We start from the raw sequence: 22,404 nt of genomic DNA, 5'->3' as shown, positions 1-22,404 counted from the left end.
AGGCTTCCCATTTTTATGGTAATAACAAGCAAGGAAATATTGTGCGATTAACTTATTTGATGCCTGCGCCTTTTAAACAAGCCTTATTGACTGCGGTTATTTTACAGTCTATGCATGCTTATGCAGAAACCACAGAATATCAACTTCCCGTCATCACCGTCCAAGCGGTACATACCGATAGCGAGTTGTTATCGACTTCTGCATCCATTCAAAAAGTCCAAGCGGCTACAGTACAAAACAATGCCAATGTGAACCTATCTGAAGTCTTACAAGGGGTTGCAGGCTTACAAATCAATAACCGTGAAAACTATGCGCAAGACTTACAGATTTCGATGCGTGGCTTTGGCGCTCGTTCGACTTTTGGCGTGCGTGGCATTCGGATGTATGTCGATGGTATTCCTGCGACCATGCCTGATGGTCAAGGGCAAAGTTCCAATATTGACCTCAATAGTTTAGATCACATTGAAGTACTGACAGGGCCATTTTCATCTTTATATGGTAACTCATCAGGTGGAACCATCTTGACTGAGACCAAAGAAGGGCAAGGGAAAGACTCAATCCAAGTGGGTCTTAATGCAGGCAGCCACCATAAGCAACAAGCCAATATCCAATTACAAGGGGGTTCCGAACAGGCCAATCAGCCCGCTTATGTGATTAGTTCTTCTTATTTTGATACTGATGGTTTTCGAGACCATAGTGCAGCACAAAAAGTATTGAATAATGCCAAACTGACGTGGAACTTAGAGGATGGCAGTAAAATCAACTGGGTGATGAATCGTGTCGATATTGATGCTGACGACCCACAAGGTCTAAAGCGTGAGCAGTGGAAAGCCAATCCAAAACAAGTCAATGATAGCAAAAATACCTATAATGTCCGTAAAGAAATTGAACAAACCCAAACAGGACTGACGTGGACTAAGCCGCTGAATGACCAGCAAGAGTTGTATAGCATGTTCTATTTGGGCAACCGACAAGTTGTACAATATCAGTCGATTCCAAAAGAGTTTCAAGAGAATGATCGCCATGCAGGTGGCGTGATTGATTTTGATCGGGATTATTATGGTGCAGACTTCCGTTGGACGGGTAAAGCGCTTTTACCGAATACAACTTTAGTTGCCGGTGTGGCTTTAGACCGGATGGTTGAAGACCGGAAAGGCTATAAAAATTATGATAATGAAAGTAACTTTGGTGTAAAAGGTGCATTACGCCGTAATGAAAATAATACCTTATGGAATTTAGATCCGTATGTACAAGCTTCATGGCAGTTCTTACCTACGTGGCATCTTGATACAGGCTTACGCTATAGCAATGTGCATTATGAGTCCGATGATCATTACATTGTAGATGGCAATGGTGATGACAGTGGCTCAACCGATTATCAAAAATTATTGCCATCTGTGGCATTAGGTTGGGAAATTTCACCTGAACTTTATGCCTATGCCAGTTATGGCAAAGGCTTTGAAACCCCTACCTTTACCGAAATGGCTTATAACGCTGATCCTAAGAAATCGGGTATGAATTTTGCGTTAAAACCTGCGAGTAGTGATAATTACGAGCTAGGTTTAAAGTCGCAGAATCCATTCGGGCTCTTCACTTTAGCTGTTTTCCAGACAGATACAAAAAACGATATAGTGACAGCGGGAACACGTGATGGTCGTGCGACTTTTCGTAATGCAGATCAAACCACGCGACAAGGGTTAGAGCTTTCATGGCAACAAACGATCTGGAAACAGCTCAACATACAATCGAGCTTTAGTTATATCGATGCTGAATTTGATAGTTATACAGCAGAAATAGCGAATCCAGATGATTCAAAAAAACCTTATGCGAAAGCCATTAATAAAGGAAATAAGATTCCCGGAATTGCCAAAAACCAAGCGTTTACTCGTATTGCATGGCAACCTGAACAGGGTTTCCAAGCAGGCTTAGAAGCACGCTATATGGATAAAATTTATGTCGATGATATCAACTCAGATACTGCGCCAAGTTATACCGTCATGGCTGCAAATGTCGGCTATTTATGGGTAAATCGTGACTGGAAAGTAAACAGCTATGCCCGAGTTGATAACCTGTTTGACCGTAACTATGTTGGCTCAGTAATTGTGAATGACGGCAATAGTCGCTTCTTTGAACCTGCCGATGGCCGAAACTTTAGTGTAGGCATGAGTGTAACCAAAGCCTTTTAATGAAAATGGTTTGGCTAACCAAAAATGCTGCATAGCCAAACCAGATGAATCGCGCCATACGACTGCAAAAGACGCTTTTGTATGGGCGCTTAATCTATTTATGGATTACTTTGATATTCCTGAATCACTTCCAGTGCAGCGCGGAACGCCTCTTGAGTCGCAGGTGCGCCGCAATAAGGTAAACTGTGTAAAAGGACTTCTTGAATTTCTTCAACCGTTGCACCGTTATTTAGCGCACCACGAACGTGACCTTTCAACTCAGTTGGACTCTTTTGTGCCGTCAAAAATGCAATGGTAATTAACGAGCGATATTTACGCGGTAAGACACCTTCACGTTGCCATGTTGAGCCCCAAGCATGTTCATTAATCCAGTCCTGCAAAGGTTGGGTGAAAGGTACAGTATTGTCTTGAGCACGTTTAACAAAAGATTCGCCCATGACTTCTGTGCGAACTTTTAAACCATTTTCATAATCTTGTTGTGACATGGGAACCTCTAGATGTGGAATGCAAATATAGTAGCCGAGCGGTGTGGTTTTTCATCCGATATTTGGGTTAAAAAGATGTGCGCGGGAGTCATCATTCCCTAAATTTGGGAGTATAGAGATGCTCTTGAACAAGCTGATGATGGTTTTTATGTTTGATTTAAAGGCCATAAAAATACCTATTGGTAACTGAAAATATTTTTGAGTGAGCCCAATAAGAAAGCAGCCGAAGCTGCTTTGAATGATGCTGTTTTGTACTTAAGCAGCTTTAAAGTCATTGATGATAAGTTCTAATCCAGTCGCTTTCTGGATTTGTTCTAGGCTCACATCGCGTGCCAGTTCAACCAGTTTCATACCTTCAGCAGTGATATCCATCACTCCTAAGTCAGTAATGATACGGCTAACGACAGCTTTACCCGTGAGTGGTAGGGTACATTGAGGCACAATTTTTGGCGTGCCATCTTTGGCGCAGTGTTCCATGAGTACCACGACTTTTTGTACACCAGAGACCAAGTCCATTGCGCCGCCCATGCCTTTGACTTTTTTACCCGGAATCATCCAGTTTGCCAAGTCGCCCGTTTCAGAGACTTCCATTGCACCTAATATAGCAATATTGACATGACCACCACGAATCATGGCAAAGGATTCTGAGCTTGAGAAAAATGCAGCCCCTTTACGTGCGGTGACAGTTTGTTTTCCTGCATTAATCAAGTCTGCATCGACTGCATCACGGGTTGGAAACTCATCAATACCGAGCAAGCCATTTTCTGACTGTAACCAAACATTGATCCCTTCGGGTAGATAATTGGCCACTAAGGTCGGTAAGCCAATACCTAAGTTGACATAAAAACCATCTTCGAGTTCAAGGGCAGCACGCTGCGCCATTTCATTACGTGTCCAAGCCATAATTAAGCTTCCTCTGCTTTAATGGTCAGTTGTTCGATCTGCTTTTTGGGGGTGGCATTGAGCACCACGCGGTTGATGTAGATCCCCGGTAAATGGATGTCATCTGGATCAATTTCACCAATTTCAACCACCTGTTCAACTTCGGCAATGGTGAATCTGCCTGCCATGGCACAGTCAGGGTTAAAGTTACGTGCTGTTTTACGGAATACCAAGTTACCGGCTTTATCGGCTTTGTAGGCTTTCACTAAAGCAATGTCCGCAGTAAGGGACATTTCTAAAATATGCGGACGACCATCAAAGTCGCGGACTTCTTTGCCTTCGGCAATGAGGGTGCCTACACCTGTTTGGGTGAAAAATGCAGGAATACCTGCGCCGCCTGAACGTAGTTTTTCTGCGAGTGTACCTTGCGGAGTGAGCTCAACTTCAAGTTCACCATTGAGATACTGACGCTCAAACTCTTTATTTTCACCGACATAAGACGCAATCATTTTTTTAATTTGTTTGGTTTCTAATAATTTACCTAAACCAAAGCCATCCACACCCGCATTATTCGAAATACAGGTTAAACCTGTGACACCTGTATCTTTTAAGGCATCAATTAATGCTTCTGGAATACCGCAGAGGCCAAAACCACCCACGGCAACCGTTTGATTATTGGTAACCACATCAGCCAATGCTTCGGCTGCATTTGCGACGACTTTATTCATCTTTTATTTCCTGATCTTCCTTGCTTGTTATTTTTTTAGCATTGCACTGCACTTTTTAGAAATTGAATCTTTCTAACGTATAATAAGAAAAACTCATTAATGCAGAATATTTACGAAGAAAAATAAATAAAAGAAGAGTCAAAGCATGTGGTAAAGCCATGCAAATAATCATACGGCTTATTCTGAGCTATTAAGGTTTAGCTTCAGTTTCGTCCGAAGGAGGGAGAGCTTCGCTTAGAAATGATGCCAAAGTGTGGTTTCAATAAATTGGGACGACATGTTAGACAGTTCATAATCTTTTTTATAAATAATGCCCACCGCGAGTTGCGCTTGATTGTCCTCAATTTCAACCAACACATTTTTTTCAAGATCGATGAATTTTTGGAAATGTCGTGGAATAGCACTGACACCCATACCATAGGCAACAAAGTGAGATAGAGAACTGATTTGGTGGCATTCGACTTTCAAATCCAACACCACTTGATGCGCCGCACACTGCTCCTCAATCACATGCCGAATAATCGAGGGGTTTTGTAAGGTCACAAAAGGATAAGAGCAGAGTTCAAGCCATGTCACGCTTTTTTGTTTTGCTAAGACGTGGTGTTTGGGCAGCAGAGCCAAAAAGTCTTCATTGAATAAGGGCTGAAAAATCAGTTGATCATTCGGTTTAGGTTCAAAACAAATGCCAATCTCAAAGATGCCTTCTTGAACTTTTTCAATGATTTTTTCATTGGTGATGTCATGGATTGAAAAACTGATGTTGGGGTGCTGCTGTGCAAAATCATGCATCACTTCGGGGAGTACCGCATGAGTGGCAAAGGGCATTGAGGCAATATTTAAAGTACCACGGTTGAGTTTAAAGCGCTGTTTGACATCTTTTTCCATATCCTCCCAGTTGGCCAAGAGCTTTTTGGCATAGGGAATGAGGGACTGACCTTCAGTGGTGATTTCTACTCGGCGCGTGTTGCGTTTAAACAGTTTTCCACCGAGTTCTTCTTCTAATGTTTTAATACTTAAGCTGAGAGCGGATTGGCTCAGACACAGCTCATTGGCTGCATTGGCATAATTAAGCGTACGTGCAAGGACCAAAAAGGCTTTTAATTGTTTGAGTGTCATGAGCTTCCCTGAGCAATGATGCAACACGATGTTGAATGAAAATGAACGTGTTGTTCTCAAATGGTTTACATGAAAAATACAACAGACGGTCAAAACAGATCAAGTGATGGAAGTGGGTGCATTTTTATCAAGTCGTCAAAGCAGTATAAATCGAACAGCATGATAGTCTGTAAAAATATGTTTTAACTGAATGAAAAATATAAAAATAGTCATTTCGTTCGATTTTAAAATTTTACCTTTAACTTGATGCAATTAGTTTTATCAGTCTTGCTAGGGCTTGGATATTAATCAATTTTTCTTCTTACTCAATGATTATTTTCAAACAATGCGTGGGTTTATATGCATTATAGTCTGACCCATAAGCTGAAATATTAATGCTCTGATGGATAAATATAGTACATAGATCAGAATGCAAATAGACATCTCGTCATGAGGGAAATAGACGGTCGATGAATGCGTATTCCACACAGGCTGATTGCACTGTGACTCAACTAGGTTTGACATCATTCGCCATTAATATTACAGCACATCAAGACATATTTTCTTTAAGGATGGAGTAAAAAATATGTGGGATTTGTGTGTAATTTTATTGTCTCTTGGGCTACTGATGTATACAGCCTACAGAGGTTTTTCTGTCATTCTTATGGCACCAATTTGTGCCCTGTTGGCAGTTTTACTGATTAACCCTGCTAACGTTTTGCCTTTTTATTCAGGCGTATTTATGCCCAAAATGGTTGGGTTCATTAAAGATTATTTCTTGGTGTTTTTACTCGGTGCCATCTTCGGTAAAGTGGTTGAAATGTCAGGGATTGCCGAATCCATTGCCAAAACCATTGTGAATTTGATTGGCTCTAAAAATGCGATGTTAACTGTTGTGCTCTTGGGTGCGATTTTAACCTATAGCGGTGTCAGTCTCTTTGTGGTGGTCTTTGCAGTTTATCCATTTGCAAATCAACTCTTTAGACAAGCCAATATTCCAAAGCGTTTGATTCCGGGAACCATTGCCCTTGGTGCATTTACCTTTACCATGGATGCCTTGCCGGGAACCCCACAGATTCAAAACGTTATTCCGACGACCTTTTTTGGTACAGACATTTATGCAGCACCTTTTCTCGGTTTGATTGGTGCGGTATTTGTTCTTGCTACAGGCTTGAGCTATTTGGAATGGCGTCGCCGTGTAGCCGCTCGAAATGGCGATGGTTATGCCACAGGTATTGAGCTGACTGAAGCCGAGCAACAACAACTGAAGCAAAACTTAGATACAACAGCGAATGGTTCTACCGCACGTCAATGGTTGGCTTTTGTACCGCTCATTTTAGTTGCCGTGACCAATAAGTATTTATCCACTGCAATTAAAGAATGGTATCCAAACGGTTTCGACTTTAATGCTATTGGACTTGCAGCTTACACCGTCGATGTTGCGAAAACTTCTGCCATTTGGGCCGTGGGTTTAGCCTTAATTGTGGGTATTATCGCGGCAATTTCATTTGACTTCCGTCGTGTCTATACGGGCTTCAAAGATGGTGTCAATGCCAGTATTGGCGGGTCTTTACTTGCCGTGATGAATACCGCATCTGAATATGGTTTTGGTGCGATTATTGCGGCCTTACCGGGCTTTGCGATTATTAGTCATGCATTGGGCAATACTTTTACCAATCCACTGGTCAATGGTGCGGTTACCACGACAGTTTTAGCGGGTGTGACTGGTTCAGCCTCTGGCGGTATGAGTATCGCTTTAAGTGCGATGGCCGATCAATACAATGCTGCGATTTTAGCCATGGGTATTCCACCTGAAGTCATACACCGTATTGTTGCGATGGCTTCTGGCGGTATGGATACCTTACCGCATAACGGCGCCGTGATTACCTTGCTTGCTGTGACAGGTTTAACCCATAAACAATCCTATAAAGACATTTTTGCCATCACGATTATTAAAACCATCGCGGTATTTGTTGCTATTGCTGCCTTTACTTGGTTTGGTATTGTTTAAGACTTTGGAATGAAAAAAGAAGACAACGGAGTACATCATGAGTCAACTGTTAAAAGATAAAGTGGCATTTATTACAGGTTCAGCCAGTGGTATTGGACATGAAATTGCAAAGAAATTTGCCAGTGAAGGTGCCAAAGTTGTCATTTCTGATATGAATGCCCAGAAGTGTTCTGAAACTGTGGCGGCACTTCAAAAGCAAGGCTTTGAAGCATTGTCTGCGCCTTGTGATGTGACTGATGAAGAAGCATATAAAGCTGCGATTGAACTGACTCAGAAAACTTATGGTCGGTTGGACATTCTCATCAATAATGCGGGTTTTCAGCATGTTGCAGTGATTGAAGACTTTCCAACTGCAGTCTATCAAAAGCTGATTAATGTCATGTTGGTGGGGTCATTCATTGGCATTAAGTACGCATTTCCAATCATGAAAGCACAGCAGTTTGGTCGCGTGATTAATATGGCTTCGATTAATGGATTAATTGGATTTGCTGGCAAGGCCGGCTACAACAGTGCTAAGCATGGTGTGATTGGTTTGACCAAAGTGGCGGCTTTAGAGTGCGCGCGTGATGGTATTACGGTGAATGCTCTGTGTCCGGGCTATGTCGATACACCGTTGGTACGCGGTCAAATTCATGACTTGGCTAAAACTCGAAATGTCAGTGAGCAAAGTGCATTAGAAGATGTGATTTTGGCGATGGTGCCACAAAAACGCTTACTGAGTGTAGAAGAAATTGCGGATTATGCAATCTTCCTTGCCAGCGATAAGGCGGGCGGTGTAACGGGTCAAGCCGTGGTAATGGATGGTGGTTATACCGCGCAATAACTTAGCTCAGCACACGTTTAAAAATTGAAAAGCCTTGGATGCTCGTATCTGAGGCTTTTTTATAGCGATAGGTTTTGCAGAAAGACCTAGATTTAAATAGTAATGAGCTTGGTGAATGAGTCGGTAAATATAGAGTTATAGACTGAAGATTTTCAAATCCTTTCTCTTTTTCTGATTTATAGTTCAAAGTTTTACTTAACAAGGATGAAGGATTTAATGTAGATCAATTAAATCAAGAGATTAAGGATAAAATGGATGCATAACGACGATACAAATGAGCCCCAGAAATCACAAAATCAATAGGTATAGAAAACTCTCAGCACGGTATTCATTTGCTGATTCGGTATAAGAAAACTAAATTTTAATAAAAATAACCAGTTTTAAATCAATAAAAAAAGATGGTTTTTATTTTTATCTTATTGAATGGATTATTCTTTTATTAAAGAGCGTTGCAAATTAAAGCTTCTGCCACACTTGATTTTCATCATCAAAAGACACCGTAAAATTAAAACGAGAGTCCGCCGTTACCAAGTAACCTGTAGGTGTTTTCATGAGAACTTTGAGCACAGTGCCTTCTTCAAAGTTAATGGGTGGAAAGTCTTCTTTTGTCAGTGTGAGTGGTTTGATCAGTTCAAGTACTAGGGTTTCCATGTCATAGATCCAATAGTTTTTAATGAAAAGATAGTAGCATGAAGTTATTTTAAAATGTGCAAACTTCATTCTTTCATACATAAAATCAACAAGTAATCGTATGGTTGTCAGAGAAATACCATCATTGCACTCGCTTTAAATCCTAAGCAATTTTTCAGTTTGAAACCCAAAAGTTATAAGCAATAAAATATTATTTTAAATCTGGGGCAAAGCCCGTTCGTATTTTCATAAGTTATTGAAATAATTTATTTTGATTGTGATGTGACTGATCAAGTCGGAAAATAATGTCCTGAGCTCTTGTGAAGGGGTATACAAATCAAATAACGTATAACCCAATAAGGATAAGTAAAGTGTACAAACTTGCTGTAATGCGATTGTACTAAATTAAGAAATAAGGATTAGTATGCACGGATTGCATACCTGAAATATAAAAGGGATATATATCGTTCATGTTTAAGTCATTTTTCCCAAACCCTAGATGGTTCTTCATTTCGGTATTACTTTGGTCGGTGATCAATGTCGTACTGTGGTACACAGGGGGAAATACATGGGGAAGCGTCATAGGTTGGCCGCAAGGATATGCAACGGCTGAACTGCCTATAGGAGTGAGCCGTTTTTGGTCTCCGTCTTTTCTGTGGTTCTATCTCTGGTTTTTTATAGCAACAACCTTTTTTGCCTTATTTTGGCGTTTTGTCTCAGACAATAAATGGCAAAGATGGTCGATTTGGGGCTCCGCATTTATTCTGTTTAACATCTGGTTTGGTGTACAGGTCAGTGTTGCCATCAACGCATGGTATGGACCATTTTGGGATCTCATTCAAAGCATGCTTGGTAAAGGCGGTAACATTAAAGACCTATATATGGGTACTTTAACCTTCTTGTATATTGCGATGGTTGCGGTCACTTTCGCAGTGATCAATGCCTTTTTCACCAGCCACTATGTATTTCGGTGGCGTACAGCGATGAATGAATACTACACCCAACACTGGGAAAAATTGCGTCATATAGAAGGGGCATCACAACGTGTGCAAGAAGACACTATGCGCTTTGCTACTATTTTAGAAGATTTGGGCGTTGAGTTGATCAAGGCTGTGATGGTGTTGGTGGCTTTCTTACCAATTCTATTTGAGCTTTCAAAGAATGTTCCTGAATTGCCTATTGTGGGTGAAGTAAAGCATTCCCTAGTTTGGGCTTCTATTATTTGGGCTATTTTTGGTACGGTCTTGTTAATGGTAGTGGGAAGTAAACTACCAGGTTTAGAGTTTAATAATCAGAAGGTTGAAGCGGCTTACCGTAAAGAGTTGGTGTATGGGGAAGACCATGCAGACCGTGCCCAACCTGCAACATTGGTCGAACTGTTTAGCAGAGTAAGAAAGAATTATTTTAGACTTTATTTTCACTATGCTTATTTTAACTTAGTCGCGACATGGTATCGACAACTGGATATTTTATACAGTTTGGTGGTGTTATTTCCCGCAATTGCAGCAGGGAAAATGACTCTAGGTTTAATCAACCAAATTGGTAATGTGTTTGATAAAGTACGAGAGTCATTTCAATATCTAATTTTGTCATGGAAAACCATTATTGAACTGCTCTCGATTTATAAGCGTCTAAAAGCTTTTGAATCGACTTTGGATGACTAAATATTTTTGATGTATCTCACCTGCTGTTCACGGCAGGTTTTTTATGTGCTCAAGCATCATCTTGTCTGTAATTTTTGTTGTATGGGTCAAATTAAATTGATGAAATGTTGTTGGGTTTATCATAAAACAAAGCAGAATGATGTGTGCGTCAAGCTAAAATAAATAATAAAAACAGTTATTTAAGTTTGTTATTTTATGAGCTTTCCGCTAATGTTTTTATGCGGGTGTTTAAGAGTAAAGTCGTAGTGAATTATAAAATTTTATGTGTATTTGGGGTTTTGGGGAGTGTGTTGCAGGGCTGTACCAGTCTGGGAAATATAGCACAAGCACCTTTTAAAAATATTGCATCACCACAAGAATTAATCGTAGAACGAAAAATTAATGATACCGATAAAAACAGCAAAGAATACGTCTATCACACGGTAGGCGTAAAAAATGAAAAAGATATCGAGGTGCTATATCCACGCAGCATGTTTAGTCAGTATTGCCAAGCACATGGTGGGCGTTTTACTCAGACACAAAAAAGTAGTTTTAGCTTAGTGAAAGATCCGTGGGCGAAAAAATTACTTCGCACCTATAACAGTTTAAAACAGGGTACGGGTGCTTTTCGTTGCCAGCTCAATAATGGCGAGCAGTGGTCGGTGAGCATTGAGGCATTGTCTGAACGTAAACTGCCTAACTCAAATGATACTCGTGTGGTTAATTTACAAAGCAAAGTACTGACTGAGCCAGCACCACGGAGTATGGCACCTATTACACCAAGCAAAAAAGCGGTGACGAAGGCACCTGCGATCAAGGCAGAGGTGAAGAAAGAGGAAGAAAGCAAAAAAGAAGTAGAGCCTAAAAAAGAAAACAAAGTGGAAGTACCACCTAAAGTCGCCAAAGCTGTAGAAACACCGCAGCAGCAACAGGCCAAACTGTATGTGGCTGCACGCCGTGATATTAACAGTGGACGCAACCAAGTCGCTGCCTGTAACAGTGCACAACGCGCATATAACTATGGTCGTTTGCCGGGGTCGGATGCCTCAAATGTCTATACCGAATCGGGCATATTAGTTGCACGTTGTTTAACGGGTATTCCAAGTTATAGCAGTCGTTTTTCCAACCCTAAAGGGCAGGCAAAATATGTTTTGCAGAACTTAGCCAAAAATCATAACCACACAGGTGCTAAAAATATGCTCAAGCAAATGAAGTAAGATTTTAGGCTGTTTGCGACCGCACTTCATGTGAGCACCTCAACCAAAGGAAATACATCATGAGTAATGTGCAAACCCCAGCCACCTATTTTACTGCGCCTTTGCTAGATCAGACCGTGCAAGAAATAGACGTTGATATTTCAGCTCAGCCTTATTTTTACAACAATGGTGGAACACCCGAGTATTTAGCCGAAGTATCAGATGCTATTGAGCTGATTCAAGCATCCTCAACCAACGCCCATATGAGTAGGGGGCATGTTTATGATGTACCCAAAGAAATAGCGACGATCCAAACCCATTGGGGAGAGCAGACCCAATTAGCGTTCGCAGGAAACTCTTTTGAGTTTATGCCACTCAAAGCCACGCCAGAAACTGCTGCCGCATTTGGTATGACTTTGGTGAAAGCTAGACAGGCGATAGAGGTACAGGCTACGCAGAAAAAGTTGTCTCAAATTAAATATCAATATGGCATGTTGGCCGGTCATTTTTTCCCTTATGACCCAACTCAAATCAATCTAGATGCAAAAACCTTATATCCCTTTGTCGTCACAGACCTAGAGCATCATGACTTTCCGCATGTATTTGCTTCGACCGATCCAAATAAACTACCTTTAGTAATTTCAGCAGGACGATATTTTCCAAAAGACCGAAAAATTTACTTGGCTGATTTGTGGGTAGAACATGGTGACGCACTTTATATTCCTGAAATGCCGAAGCAAGTTGCTCCTGAATTTATCGATTTACATAATAACCGTAATGCTGCTTTAGCGTGTTGGAAGGGCGAAAGTAGTCAATCTACGATTCAGATGTATACTTTGCTTGACCCCAAAGGTTACTTCTATTGGTTTTGGAATGCATGCCCGACCGTACACCCACAGCTCACTGCCTTTGAAACTGCTGAGTTAAATAGGGAAATCGCTTGAATTGAGCGATTTAATTTTCTCCAACTACACGGTAATTTTACAGTTCCATAACAGGCTGATTGGCGGGCTTTGTGATACAAAGAATGCAATTGTTGATTGGAGTTGAGTTTATGTCACAGCCTGTTTTAAGCGTTTTACGTGGTCGGTCTTCTGTTATTTTTCGTCATGCTGTTTTGGCAGCAGCCTTGTGTGGTTCAGTCCAAGTTGCAACGGCCAGTACTACAGTCGACCAATTGAGTAATTGTTTGGTGAAGTCAACGACAGCAACAGATAAAACTACTGTGTTGCAGTGGACGTTTGCGGCACTGGCTGCACATCCTGATCTGAAGGTGTATAGCAATGTCACCGATGCACAGCGGACACAGCTAGATAAAAACTTAGCACAAGTATTACAACGCATTTTGGTGGAGCAATGTTCAGCGCAGACCAAAGCAGTGATTCAAGCTGAAGGCTTACAAGCGGTTGGAGACAGCTTTCAAGAACTTGGACAGATTACAGGTGAGGAAATTTTAAAGAACCCTGAAGTGAAAGGGCAGTTGCAAGGCGTACTGCGCTATGTGGATTTGAATAAATTGGTCACGACTTTTTTAACCCCAGAAATTTGGAATAAGTTAGGCGTGACGAGGTAGTTTAATCGATTAAAATATTTGAAAATTATGAATAGTAAGAACTGTTTATAAACTGAATCGAAAGCATTAATGTTATAAAAAAAGCTCCTTGAATCGAAGGAGCTTTTTTATTTTTGAATCTAAAGGCTGATAGGCCATCTCATAAAAGATTCATTTGAGGAACAACACAATTAAATCGTCACAGTCGCCCCTAAAGCTTGAATAAACTGTGCCATCCAAGCAGGGTGGGCAGGCCAAGCCGGTGCTGTGATCAAGTGTCCATCGGTTACAGCTTCAGTCACTTCAATGTCCGCATAAGTCCCACCAGCAAGTTTCACCTCGGCTGCACAGGCAGGGTAAGCGGAACAAGTACGACCTTTGAGTACATCGGCTGCCGCAAGAATTTGTGCACCATGACAAACTGCTGCAATTGGTTTTTTCGCAGCATCAAACTCACGCACGATCTCAAGAATACGTTCATTCATGCGTAAATATTCGGGCGCACGACCACCGGGAATGACTAAACCGGCATAGTCCGCAGTGTGTACCGCTTCAAAGTTGTAGTTGATAGCAAAGTTATGACCGCGTTTTTCACTATAGGTCTGCTCACCTTCAAAGTCATGAATGGCTGTGGCGATGCTTTCACCTTCATTTTTATCGGGACAGACTGCGTGAACGGTATAACCGAGACCTGTTAAAAACTGAAAAGGCACCATAGTTTCATAGTCCTCGGCATAGTCACCGACGAGCATTAAAATTTGTTTTGACATTTTTAAACCCTCTTTATTGTTTGTGCGTATTTATGTTCAATTTTGATCTAAATTAGCACAGTTCAGATGTCATTTTTAAGTCATTCAGTGCTCTTTAGTCGTATAACTGAGGTCATTTTTATAAAAAAAGCTCCAAGTAATTGAGGCGTTATCCCTGTCTGTAAAAGCTTGTTAAATCAATCAGTTTATATATTCACTGATATGAAATTTACTATGCTAAGGTGTTAATAGTCTAATGTGCAGGCTTTGCCGTTATATTCATAACGGTTGACATCATATTTTTGACCATTCCAGCGGTAAACAGCAAAACAAAATCCGGGGCCACCATTTTCAATATCTGGCCAACCGTCTTTTCCTTTGGTTTGTAGAAAAGTAGGGATGCCCATGTTTTCAAAAATGAGTTTCCATGTTCCAGCTTTTTGCTGAGAAATGATGTGGTAACCGACACCTGTGTTGCCATAGCACATGGTGCTGTAGTCTGAAATGACCGCGTCTTTTAGCCCGTCACCATTTAAGTCTTTGTATGTGGTGATTTTACCTGTGTCGCAGCTACCTTCCCAGCCATGTTTGGTTTTTGAAAAGCCTGCGGCTTTAAATATTTGGTTAGCTTCTATGGTAGGAACATTGGGTTTGGTTTCTGCAAAGGCAGTGGTGCTGAAGAAGGCAAGGGTAGAAAGTGTGAGAATGGTTATTTTCATTTTTGTCCTTTGATTTCTTAAAGTGGTGAATGTTTTTAAAGTAATAGAATACGTTTAGTGTAGTAATTTGGGGGAATTAAAAACTACTTCATGTAGAAATCCTCTCCCTAGCCCTCTCCTTTATTAAAGGAGAGGGAACTTCGCGTACCAAATTAATCACATGACAAAGTTTCCTTTTTTTAAAGGTGAGAAGCGAAGCTTCGCAAGGAGAGGGATTCAGAAATCAAGCATAAAAAAGGACTTGGATAGTTGGATGCATCCAAAGTCTTCGAGTTTGCTGATTGAGAATATTTTTTAGTGACCATGTTTTCTTCAATGTTATGTCTTCGGAGGTTTTTTAGCTTTATATTTTAAATTTTAGGTAAAACTTAAGCTGTTAATTATTAGGAATAAACCAACCTTTATATAGTATTATTGATTGAAATTTATATAGCTTATTGATGATGAAAGATTTTATAAAAAAACATAATGCACTAGGTTGGGTACTTGGGATTTTAGGTACTTTAATTGTAGGTGGTTTAGGAAGTGGTGTTTGGGAAGTAGTATTGAAACCCATATTTAGCTTTCTTGGAAATGGAATTATTAATTTTTTAGTGCAGACTTCATCAAGTTTTAGTGATGAGATTTATCAAAGTATAGCTTTACGTAGTTTAGATAGATTTCAAGCTAAGACTTATAGTCTCATTGTGATGATGCTTGGCTTAGTAACCATTTTTATGTGCGTAATATTATTTTCGAAAGTAAAGAAGAAACTTGATGACGAGCGAGATGGAGTTGAATGTGAAGAAAAAGAGAAAAACTGGGTCTTAAGAAATCATAAAAACTTCTACATTTTTATGGTGTTTTATTTCTTATTAGGTTGTATTCCTTTCTTTATTTATACTTATGATGGCATTAAAACAAATTTTATTGCCAGAAAAGTAATTACTTTTGAGTATCTTTTAAAAATAAATAGTGATGTTATAAGTGAGTTTGATCTTAAAAAAATTGAATCTCAATTTGCGCAAATAAATAATGTTAATGACTACGAGAAAATCATAAGAAACTTGGAAAATATCGCTCAAAAAAATAATAAACATATAAATAAAAAACCGCTCTAAAGCGGATTTTTTATTCCAAAACTAATCAGACCAATCAATTTCTTCATCAAATCATTCACTTGGGTAGGGGGGAGCTTTACCCTTAGGCGCTTTCATCAAGCAAACTACAAAAGCATCGAACTGTTTTATTTTAACTTTACATACAAGTGCTTATGCCCATTTTCTAGAGTACGTTCATCACATTCGAAAATTTGCGGAAAGCCTTTAATTAAATCATTAAGGCGTTTAAATCCATAAGTTCTTGGATCAAAATCAGTTTTCATTAATTTTAGTTGAGAGCCTAAAGATGCAACAGTAATCCATTCAGCATCTTGATTATCAAAAACTTGCTGTATAGTGGATAAGGGGAGTTCAGTATTAGAATTGGAGGTTGTTATAGTTTTTGATTCTATTTTAGTAGTTTCTTTAGTTACTGTTTGGGTGTTTTTCTGTTGTTTAATTGGTTGAGGTATTGTTGCAACTTCTTCATCACTTAAGTTTTCCACATAAGTAAAATGTGAGCAAGCATTTTTAAAGGCATCAGGAGTTTGCATTTTTCCAAAACCGGGCAGAGTAAAACTTGAAGTGCGACATAAACCACCTAATTAATTTAAAGGGTTTATGGAGTATATAAAATTGTCATACCATCATCTTAACTTTGAAGATCGTACTGCATTAATGCTTGAGTCAAGAAAAGAAGGCTTTTCAGCCAGAAAATTTGCTGAACTCATTAAAAGACATCCTAGTACGATCTATCGTGAGCTTAAAAGAAATAGCATCAATGACGTTTATCAAGCTCGATATGCTTCTGATAACACCTTCGCTAGACGTAGACGTGGTCACAGAAAACTCAAAATCGATTCAATCCTCTGGAAATTTATTGTTGAAGCGATCCGTTGTTTATGGTCTCCTCAGCAAATAGCAAAGCGTTTAAAGACATTTCCTGATTTGGATCAAACAATGAATGTAAGCCATACAACGATTTATTCAACGATACGAGCATTACCCAAGGGTGAGTTGAAAAAAGACTTATTATCCTGTCTGCGTCATGAAAATAAAAAGCGAAAAGCTAACGGTGAACCTAAAAAAGATTCTATATTACAGGATATTAAAACTATTCATGAGCGCCCAGCCGAAGTTCAAGAAAGAAAAATACCGGGTCATTGGGAAGCTGATTTAATTAAAGGTAAAGACAATAAAAGTTCGATAGCAACACTTATTGAACGAAATACACGGCTCTGTATCTTGGCAACATTACCTGATGCAAAGGCAGAATCAGTGCGCAAGGCTTTAACTGAAGCTCTGAAATATTTACCTGCAGAACTGCGTAAAACGTTGACCTATGACCGTGGACGCGAGATGTCAGAACATAAAATACTCGAAGAAGATTTAGGCATAGATGTATATTTCTGTGACCCACATTCACCTTGGCAAAAAGGCACATGCGAAAATATGAATGGTTTAATTAGGCAATATTTACCTAAAGGGATTGATTTAAATCAGGCAGATCAGCATTATTTAAATCAAGTTGCCATGTCACTGAATACTCGTCCTAGAAAGGCGTTAGATTGGCTTACACCATTAGAGAAATTTGCTCAGCTTGTTGATTATCATATGGCTTTTGAAACTGTCGCACCTCATGTTTGAATTCGCCCCGTAAACGGTTGCTCCTTGTTCTTTAATACGAATAGCTAAGGCAGTAAAATCGCTATCACTAGAAACTAGAGCAAAGCCATCAAAACGATTAGTATAGAGTAAATCCATCGCATCAATAATCATAAAGCCGTCAGTGGCATTTTTTCCTGTGGTATAAGCAAATTGTTGCATGGGTTTAATCGCTAAATCATTTATGGCTTGTTTCCAGCTACCATTTTGGCTAACAAAGTTCCCATAAATACGCCTTACTGTTGTTTCTCCGTATTTGGTAAGTTCATCTAAAATATTTTTTATATCCTTGGCTGATGCGTTATCTGCATCAATGAGTACTGCTAGTTTCGCTGTTTTTTCTTCAGAAATATTAAAAATAGTTTTTGATGCCATAACCTACTCGTAAAAAACCCCACATTTGTGAGGTTTTTATAACATGAAATCAACTAATTAGCGAATAAATCAACCAATCAATTTCTTCATCAATTCATTTACTTGCGCAGGGTTAGCTTTACCCTTAGACGCTTTCATTACTTGACCCACTAGACCATTGAAAGCTTTCTCTTTACCAGATTTAAACTCTTCAACCATCTTCTCATTGGCAGCAAGCACGTCTTTGATAATCGCTTCAATCGCACCCGTATCAGTTTCCTGCTTCAAACCTTTTTCCGCAATAATTTCGTCCGCAGTTTTGCCTTCATCCCACATAAAGCCGAATACTTGCTTCGCAATCTTGCCGCTAATGGTGTTATCCACGATACGCGCAACCATGCCACCCAGTTTTTCAGCCGAAACAGGAGAGTCTGCGAGTTCCAAGCCTGCTTTATTTAAAGCACCTGAGAATTCGCCCATCACCCAGTTTGCAGACACTTTACCTTGTGCAGCGCCGCCAGCAGCAGCCACAACCACTTCATAAAAGTCTGACATTTCACGGGTCAGTGTCAAGACATGCGCATCGTACTCAGTGACACCAAAGTCCGCTACGAAACGCTCACGACGTGCCGCAGGAAGCTCAGGCAACGCAGCACGAGCAGTTTCAATTTGCGCATCTGAAATAATCACAGGCAGCAAGTCAGGGTCTGGGAAGTAGCGATAGTCGTTCGCTTCTTCTTTCGAACGCATCGAACGTGTTTCCATCTTCACAGGGTCGAATAGACGCGTTTCTTGGTCAATCGTGCCATCCCATTCCAAAATTTCCATTTGGCGTTCAATTTCAACATTGATCGCTTGTTCAATGAAACGGAATGAGTTGAGGTTTTTCAACTCGCAACGTGTACCAAACGGTTGACCCGGACGACGTAACGACACGTTACAGTCTGCACGGAATGAACCTTCTGCCATGTTACCGTCAGAAATACCCAACCAACGCACTAAAGTGTGAATCGATTTGATATAAGCCACCGCTTCTTCAACCGAACGCATATCAGGTTCAGACACGATTTCAAGCAAAGGTGTACCTGCACGGTTTAAGTCGATGCCTGACATCCCTTCAAACTGGTCATGGATCGATTTACCTGCATCTTCCTCAAGGTGGGCACGCGTTACGCCAATGCGCTTTACCGTACCATCTTCAAGTTGAATGTCGATATGACCCAAGCCCACAATCGGGTTATCCATCTGGCTGATTTGGTAGCCTTTTGGAGAGTCAGGGTAGAAGTAGTTTTTACGGGCAAACACAGACGCTTGGTCAATGTACGCATCAATACCCAAACCAAAGCGAATGGCTAAATCGACCACTTCTTTGTTCAATACAGGTAGTACACCCGGCATTGCCAAGTCAACGAGGCTGGCTTGGGTGTTTGGGTCTTGACCAAATTCAGTCGAAGAACCTGAGAAGATTTTAGATTGGGTCGCAAGCTGAGTGTGAATCTCGATCCCAATAACGACTTCCCAACCATCAATCAATAATGATTTTGGTTTAGCAGCATTTTTAGTCATTATGCATTCTCCTCAGCAATTGCCGCACGTTTCGTATGCCAATCCGTCGCTTGTTGGTACTGATGTACCACAGACAACAGTTGAGATTCTGACCAATAGTTACCAATCAGCTGTAAGCCCACAGGTAAGTTGTCTTTGTCAAAACCAACAGGTGCATTAATCGCAGGAAGTCCCGCAAGGTTGACCGCGATGGTGTAAATGTCGCCCAAGTACATTTCAACTGGGGACAAGTTCGCGCCAATTTTATAAGCCGTGGTTGGTGCAGCAGGTGCCGCAATCACATCAACCAATTCAAACGCTTTTAAGAAGTCTTGTTGAATCAGACGACGGACTTTTTGTGCTTTGACATAGTAAGCATCGTAGTAACCCGCAGACAACGCATATGTACCAATCAAGATACGACGTTGCACTTCTGCACCAAAACCTTCAGAACGTGAACGTTTGTATAAGTCCATCAGGTCAACAGGGTTCTCTGCACGGTAGCCATAACGCACGCCATCGTAACGAGACAAGTTTGATGACGCTTCAGCAGGCGCAATCAAGTAATAGGTTGGAACATAAGCTTCAGTCATGTTGAGGTCAATCTCAACCAAAGTCGCACCCATCTCTTCCAATTTTTTCAATGATTCTTCAACGCGTGCTTTTACGTCTGCGTCTAAACCAGCGACATTGAAGTATTGCTTTGGAATACCAATACGTAGACCTTTAACAGATGTGCCGTTTAGGTTCGCCACATAGTCATCAACGTCTTTTTCAACGGATGTTGAGTCTTTTGCGTCATGGCCTGCCATCACATTCATGAGGTAGGCACAGTCTTCAGCCGAACGTGCCATTGGCCCGCCTTGATCCAGCGATGATGCATACGCAATCATCCCGAAGCGCGAGACACGGCCATAACTTGGTTTAAGACCCGTTAAGCCACAGAACGATGCAGGTTGGCGAATTGAACCACCTGTGTCTGTACCTGTGGCAAATGGAGCAAGGTCCGCTGCAACCGCTGCCGCAGAACCACCTGAAGAACCACCTGGTACATGACCTAAGTTCCAAGGGTTTGCTGTAGCGCCGTAGAATGAATTCTCAGAGGTTGAACCCATTGCAAATTCGTCCATGTTCACTTTACCTAAAGTGACTAGACCAGCGGCTTTACCTTTCGCTACAACGGTAGCGTCGTAAGGAGAGATAAAGTTATCCAACATTTTTGAGCCCGCAGTGGTTTTAATGCCTTGGGTGCAAAAAATGTCTTTGTGTGCAATTGGCACACCTGTCAATGCGGTTGCTGTGCCTGCTTTAATTGCAGCATCGGCAGCATCGGCTTGTGCAAGCGCTTGTTCTGCAGTCACGGTTACATAAGATTTAACTTGTGTATCCAGTTTTGCAATGCGCTTTAAATAATGTTCAGTCAGTTCGCGAGATGAAAATTTAGCCCCAGCTAAACCCTCAGAGAGTTCACGAATCGATAAGCGATGTAAATCTGTCATGAGAAATGTCTTTACGTTAATTTTTACAAAATAATGGTTTAACTGAATAGAAATTATTCAATCACGCGAGGAACTAGGTACAAACCGTCTTGCACTTGCGGTGCAATGGCTTGATATTCATCACGATGATTGGTTTCTGAAACCACATCTTCACGTAAGGGTTGTGGGTGATCAAATGGGCTTTTAAGCGGCTCAACACCATCGGTGTCGATGCCTTTTAAGGTTTCCATCATGCCTAAAATTTTATTTAGACTTTGAGCATATTCAGCAGATTGCGTATCATCTAGCGACAATCGAGCAAGATTGGCGATTGCTGAAACTGTTTGTGCATTTAAATCTGCAGAATGCTGTGCATCCGATGTAGACATAACATCACCTGAGTCAGTATTAAAAAATTTCAAAATATCGTGCGTTATAATAAGCGATTGACTTGTTCAAATCATCACATTTAGTTAAAGTTGCCACCTTGCGTCCACATAAAGTTTAATCGAGAACGTCTCCGTGATTCTAAAAAGACTAATTGGCTTGTTTTCGCCCGATCTAGCCATTGATTTAGGTACAGCAAATACACTTATTTATGCACCAGGACGAGGCATTATATTAAATGAACCGACAGTTGTGGCGATTCGTCACAGTGGTTCACAAAAAATCGTTGCCGCGGTAGGTCTTGATGCAAAGCAAATGCTGGGCCGTACACCTGCAAATATCTCTGCCATTCGTCCAATGAAGGATGGTGTGATTGCCGATTTTGAAGTGACCGAAACTATGCTGAACCAATTTATTGGTAAAGTACATGAAAAACGTCTGTTCCCACCTGCACCTCGTGTTGTGGTGTGTGTGCCTTGCAAATCAACTTTGGTTGAGCGTCGTGCTATTCGTGAAGCTGTATTTAATGCAGGCGCGCGTGATGTTCGTTTGATTGAAGAACCAATGGCTGCTGCAATTGGTGCAGGTATGCCAGTTGAACAAGCATGCGGCTCTATGGTGGTCGATGTTGGTGGTGGTACAACTGAAATTGCGATTATTTCGCTTCAAGGTTGTGTCTATGCTGACTCACTACGTATTGGTGGTGATGTATTTGATGAACAAATCATTAACTATGTACGTAAAGCACATGGTTGCGTGATTGGTGAAACCACTGCTGAAATTATCAAGAAAGAAGTGGGTATGGCTTTACCAGAACCTGATTCTAAAACACTTGAAATTGAAGTTCGCGGCCGTAACCTTGCTGAAGGTGTGCCACGTGCGATCACTGTGACTTCGGACGAAATCACGCAAGCGATTTCTGATCCATTACAAAGTATTGTTTCAGCTGTGAAATCTGCACTTGAGCAAACGCCTCCTGAGCTGTCTTCAGACATCGCTGAGCGCGGTATAGTATTGACAGGTGGTGGTGCATTACTGCGTAACCTCGATAAACTTCTTGCGCAAGAAACAGGCTTACCTGTGGTGGTTGCAGAAGATCCTCTAACTTGCGTCACTCGTGGTGGTGGTAAAGTTTTAGAATTCTTCGATAATCCAAATCACGACATGTTATTTGTAGGCTAATAAAGGAATCGGCGG

The 22,404-nt window shown here is 40.8% G+C and carries 21 protein-coding genes and 1 pseudogene; 10 read left to right on the top strand and 12 right to left on the bottom strand.

All coding sequences use genetic code 11. The features are described from left to right. Positions 1 to 59 precede the first annotated feature (59 nt). Positions 60 to 2,186, top strand: a complete 2,127-nt coding sequence (locus tag ACFN7Z_RS12720; RefSeq protein ID WP_058952210.1) for a TonB-dependent receptor — start codon at positions 60 to 62, stop codon at positions 2,184 to 2,186. A 98-nt stretch (positions 2,187 to 2,284) separates the two neighbouring features. Here the strand turns inward: ACFN7Z_RS12720 and ACFN7Z_RS12715 are convergent, their stop codons facing one another. The 4 genes from ACFN7Z_RS12715 to ACFN7Z_RS12700 form a co-directional block, all read right to left on the bottom strand. Next, on the bottom strand, positions 2,285 to 2,671 hold the full coding sequence (locus ACFN7Z_RS12715; RefSeq protein WP_004694713.1) for a carboxymuconolactone decarboxylase family protein: 387 nt from the start codon (positions 2,669 to 2,671) through the stop codon (positions 2,285 to 2,287). Positions 2,672 to 2,926: 255 nt separating this feature from the next. Next, positions 2,927 to 3,574, bottom strand: a complete 648-nt coding sequence (locus ACFN7Z_RS12710; protein ID WP_058869077.1) for a CoA transferase subunit B — start codon at positions 3,572 to 3,574, stop codon at positions 2,927 to 2,929. A 2-nt stretch (positions 3,575 to 3,576) separates the two neighbouring features. Then, positions 3,577 to 4,281, bottom strand: coding sequence for a CoA transferase subunit A (locus ACFN7Z_RS12705; protein ID WP_058952209.1), 705 nt, complete (start codon positions 4,279 to 4,281; stop codon positions 3,577 to 3,579). 234 nt (positions 4,282 to 4,515) lie between these two features. Next, positions 4,516 to 5,397, bottom strand: a complete 882-nt coding sequence (locus ACFN7Z_RS12700; RefSeq protein ID WP_058952208.1) for a LysR family transcriptional regulator — start codon at positions 5,395 to 5,397, stop codon at positions 4,516 to 4,518. 565 nt (positions 5,398 to 5,962) lie between these two features. On the opposite strand from ACFN7Z_RS12700, the gene ACFN7Z_RS12695 reads away from it, so the two are divergent. Together ACFN7Z_RS12695 and ACFN7Z_RS12690 are read left to right on the top strand one after the other, a co-directional pair. Further along, entirely contained in the window at positions 5,963 to 7,387 is a 1,425-nt protein-coding gene (locus tag ACFN7Z_RS12695) for a GntP family permease (RefSeq protein ID WP_094148458.1), read from the top strand. Between the two features lie 37 nt (positions 7,388 to 7,424). Continuing rightward, positions 7,425 to 8,210, top strand: coding sequence for a 3-hydroxybutyrate dehydrogenase (locus ACFN7Z_RS12690; protein WP_058952206.1), 786 nt, complete (start codon positions 7,425 to 7,427; stop codon positions 8,208 to 8,210). 456 nt (positions 8,211 to 8,666) lie between these two features. Here the strand turns inward: ACFN7Z_RS12690 and ACFN7Z_RS12685 are convergent, their stop codons facing one another. Beyond that, positions 8,667 to 8,861 (bottom strand): hypothetical protein, encoded by a 195-nt coding sequence (locus ACFN7Z_RS12685; RefSeq protein ID WP_004694700.1) that lies wholly within the window; start codon positions 8,859 to 8,861, stop codon positions 8,667 to 8,669. Between the two features lie 449 nt (positions 8,862 to 9,310). Between ACFN7Z_RS12685 and sbmA the strand changes: the two genes are divergently transcribed. The 4 genes from sbmA (at position 9,311) to ACFN7Z_RS12665 (ending at position 13,252) form a co-directional block, all read left to right on the top strand. Next, positions 9,311 to 10,504 carry a peptide antibiotic transporter SbmA gene (gene sbmA / locus ACFN7Z_RS12680; RefSeq protein ID WP_058952205.1) on the top strand — a complete coding sequence of 398 codons (1,194 nt, stop codon included), beginning with the start codon at positions 9,311 to 9,313 and terminating at the stop codon, positions 10,502 to 10,504. Between the two features lie 143 nt (positions 10,505 to 10,647). Then, positions 10,648 to 11,700, top strand: coding sequence for a hypothetical protein (locus ACFN7Z_RS12675; protein ID WP_094148459.1), 1,053 nt, complete (start codon positions 10,648 to 10,650; stop codon positions 11,698 to 11,700). 59 nt (positions 11,701 to 11,759) lie between these two features. Next, entirely contained in the window at positions 11,760 to 12,623 is an 864-nt protein-coding gene (locus ACFN7Z_RS12670; protein WP_058952204.1) for a hypothetical protein, read from the top strand. 110 nt (positions 12,624 to 12,733) lie between these two features. Beyond that, complete coding sequence (locus ACFN7Z_RS12665) at positions 12,734 to 13,252, top strand: hypothetical protein (RefSeq protein WP_058952203.1); 519 nt, start codon at positions 12,734 to 12,736, stop codon at positions 13,250 to 13,252. Positions 13,253 to 13,422: 170 nt separating this feature from the next. On the opposite strand, the gene ACFN7Z_RS12660 is transcribed toward ACFN7Z_RS12665, so the two are convergent. Together ACFN7Z_RS12660 and ACFN7Z_RS12655 are read right to left on the bottom strand one after the other, a co-directional pair. Next, positions 13,423 to 14,001 (bottom strand): DJ-1/PfpI family protein, encoded by a 579-nt coding sequence (locus ACFN7Z_RS12660; protein ID WP_058952202.1) that lies wholly within the window; start codon positions 13,999 to 14,001, stop codon positions 13,423 to 13,425. A 224-nt stretch (positions 14,002 to 14,225) separates the two neighbouring features. Continuing rightward, complete coding sequence (locus ACFN7Z_RS12655) at positions 14,226 to 14,699, bottom strand: hypothetical protein (protein WP_058952201.1); 474 nt, start codon at positions 14,697 to 14,699, stop codon at positions 14,226 to 14,228. A 440-nt stretch (positions 14,700 to 15,139) separates the two neighbouring features. Between ACFN7Z_RS12655 and ACFN7Z_RS12650 the strand changes: the two genes are divergently transcribed. Further along, a complete protein-coding gene (locus tag ACFN7Z_RS12650) occupies positions 15,140 to 15,799 on the top strand; it encodes a hypothetical protein (RefSeq protein ID WP_058952200.1) in 660 nt (219 codons plus the stop codon). Positions 15,800 to 15,924: 125 nt separating this feature from the next. Here ACFN7Z_RS12650 and ACFN7Z_RS12645 read toward each other — a convergent pair whose 3' ends face one another. Then, the gene (locus ACFN7Z_RS12645) at positions 15,925 to 16,332 is read right to left on the bottom strand and encodes an OST-HTH/LOTUS domain-containing protein (RefSeq protein ID WP_395441882.1); all 408 of its coding nucleotides are present in this window, start codon (positions 16,330 to 16,332) and stop codon (positions 15,925 to 15,927) included. A 124-nt stretch (positions 16,333 to 16,456) separates the two neighbouring features. On the opposite strand from ACFN7Z_RS12645, the gene ACFN7Z_RS12640 reads away from it, so the two are divergent. After that, complete coding sequence (locus ACFN7Z_RS12640; RefSeq protein ID WP_005804963.1) at positions 16,457 to 17,425, top strand: IS30 family transposase; 969 nt, start codon at positions 16,457 to 16,459, stop codon at positions 17,423 to 17,425. Here the strand turns inward: ACFN7Z_RS12640 and ACFN7Z_RS12635 are convergent. The 4 genes and pseudogenes from ACFN7Z_RS12635 to gatC form a co-directional block, all read right to left on the bottom strand. Beyond that, positions 17,396 to 17,818: pseudogene (locus ACFN7Z_RS12635) on the bottom strand (NYN domain-containing protein); the annotation flags it as partial. The gene ACFN7Z_RS12640 and the pseudogene ACFN7Z_RS12635 sit on opposite strands and share 30 nt — an antisense overlap. Positions 17,819 to 17,887: 69 nt before the next feature. Then, positions 17,888 to 19,363: an Asp-tRNA(Asn)/Glu-tRNA(Gln) amidotransferase subunit GatB gene (gene gatB / locus ACFN7Z_RS12630; RefSeq protein WP_058952198.1), complete on the bottom strand. Its 1,476-nt coding sequence runs from the start codon at positions 19,361 to 19,363 to the stop codon at positions 17,888 to 17,890. Continuing rightward, positions 19,363 to 20,841, bottom strand: coding sequence for an Asp-tRNA(Asn)/Glu-tRNA(Gln) amidotransferase subunit GatA (gatA, locus tag ACFN7Z_RS12625; protein WP_058952197.1), 1,479 nt, complete (start codon positions 20,839 to 20,841; stop codon positions 19,363 to 19,365). The genes gatB and gatA overlap by 1 nt, the downstream gene beginning before the upstream one ends. 53 nt (positions 20,842 to 20,894) lie before the next feature. After that, positions 20,895 to 21,209 (bottom strand): Asp-tRNA(Asn)/Glu-tRNA(Gln) amidotransferase subunit GatC, encoded by a 315-nt coding sequence (gene gatC / locus ACFN7Z_RS12620; protein WP_004694671.1) that lies wholly within the window; start codon positions 21,207 to 21,209, stop codon positions 20,895 to 20,897. A 133-nt stretch (positions 21,210 to 21,342) separates the two neighbouring features. On the opposite strand from gatC, the gene ACFN7Z_RS12615 reads away from it, so the two are divergent. Beyond that, the gene (locus ACFN7Z_RS12615) at positions 21,343 to 22,389 is read left to right on the top strand and encodes a rod shape-determining protein (RefSeq protein ID WP_087527717.1); all 1,047 of its coding nucleotides are present in this window, start codon (positions 21,343 to 21,345) and stop codon (positions 22,387 to 22,389) included. Positions 22,390 to 22,404 lie beyond the last annotated feature (15 nt).

This window comes from Acinetobacter sp. P1332 (genome assembly GCF_044057475.1).
Lineage (GTDB): Bacteria > Pseudomonadota > Gammaproteobacteria > Pseudomonadales > Moraxellaceae > Acinetobacter > Acinetobacter johnsonii.
Note: the sequence above shows the minus strand (reverse complement) of the source record. Positions and strands in the feature narration are given on the sequence as shown.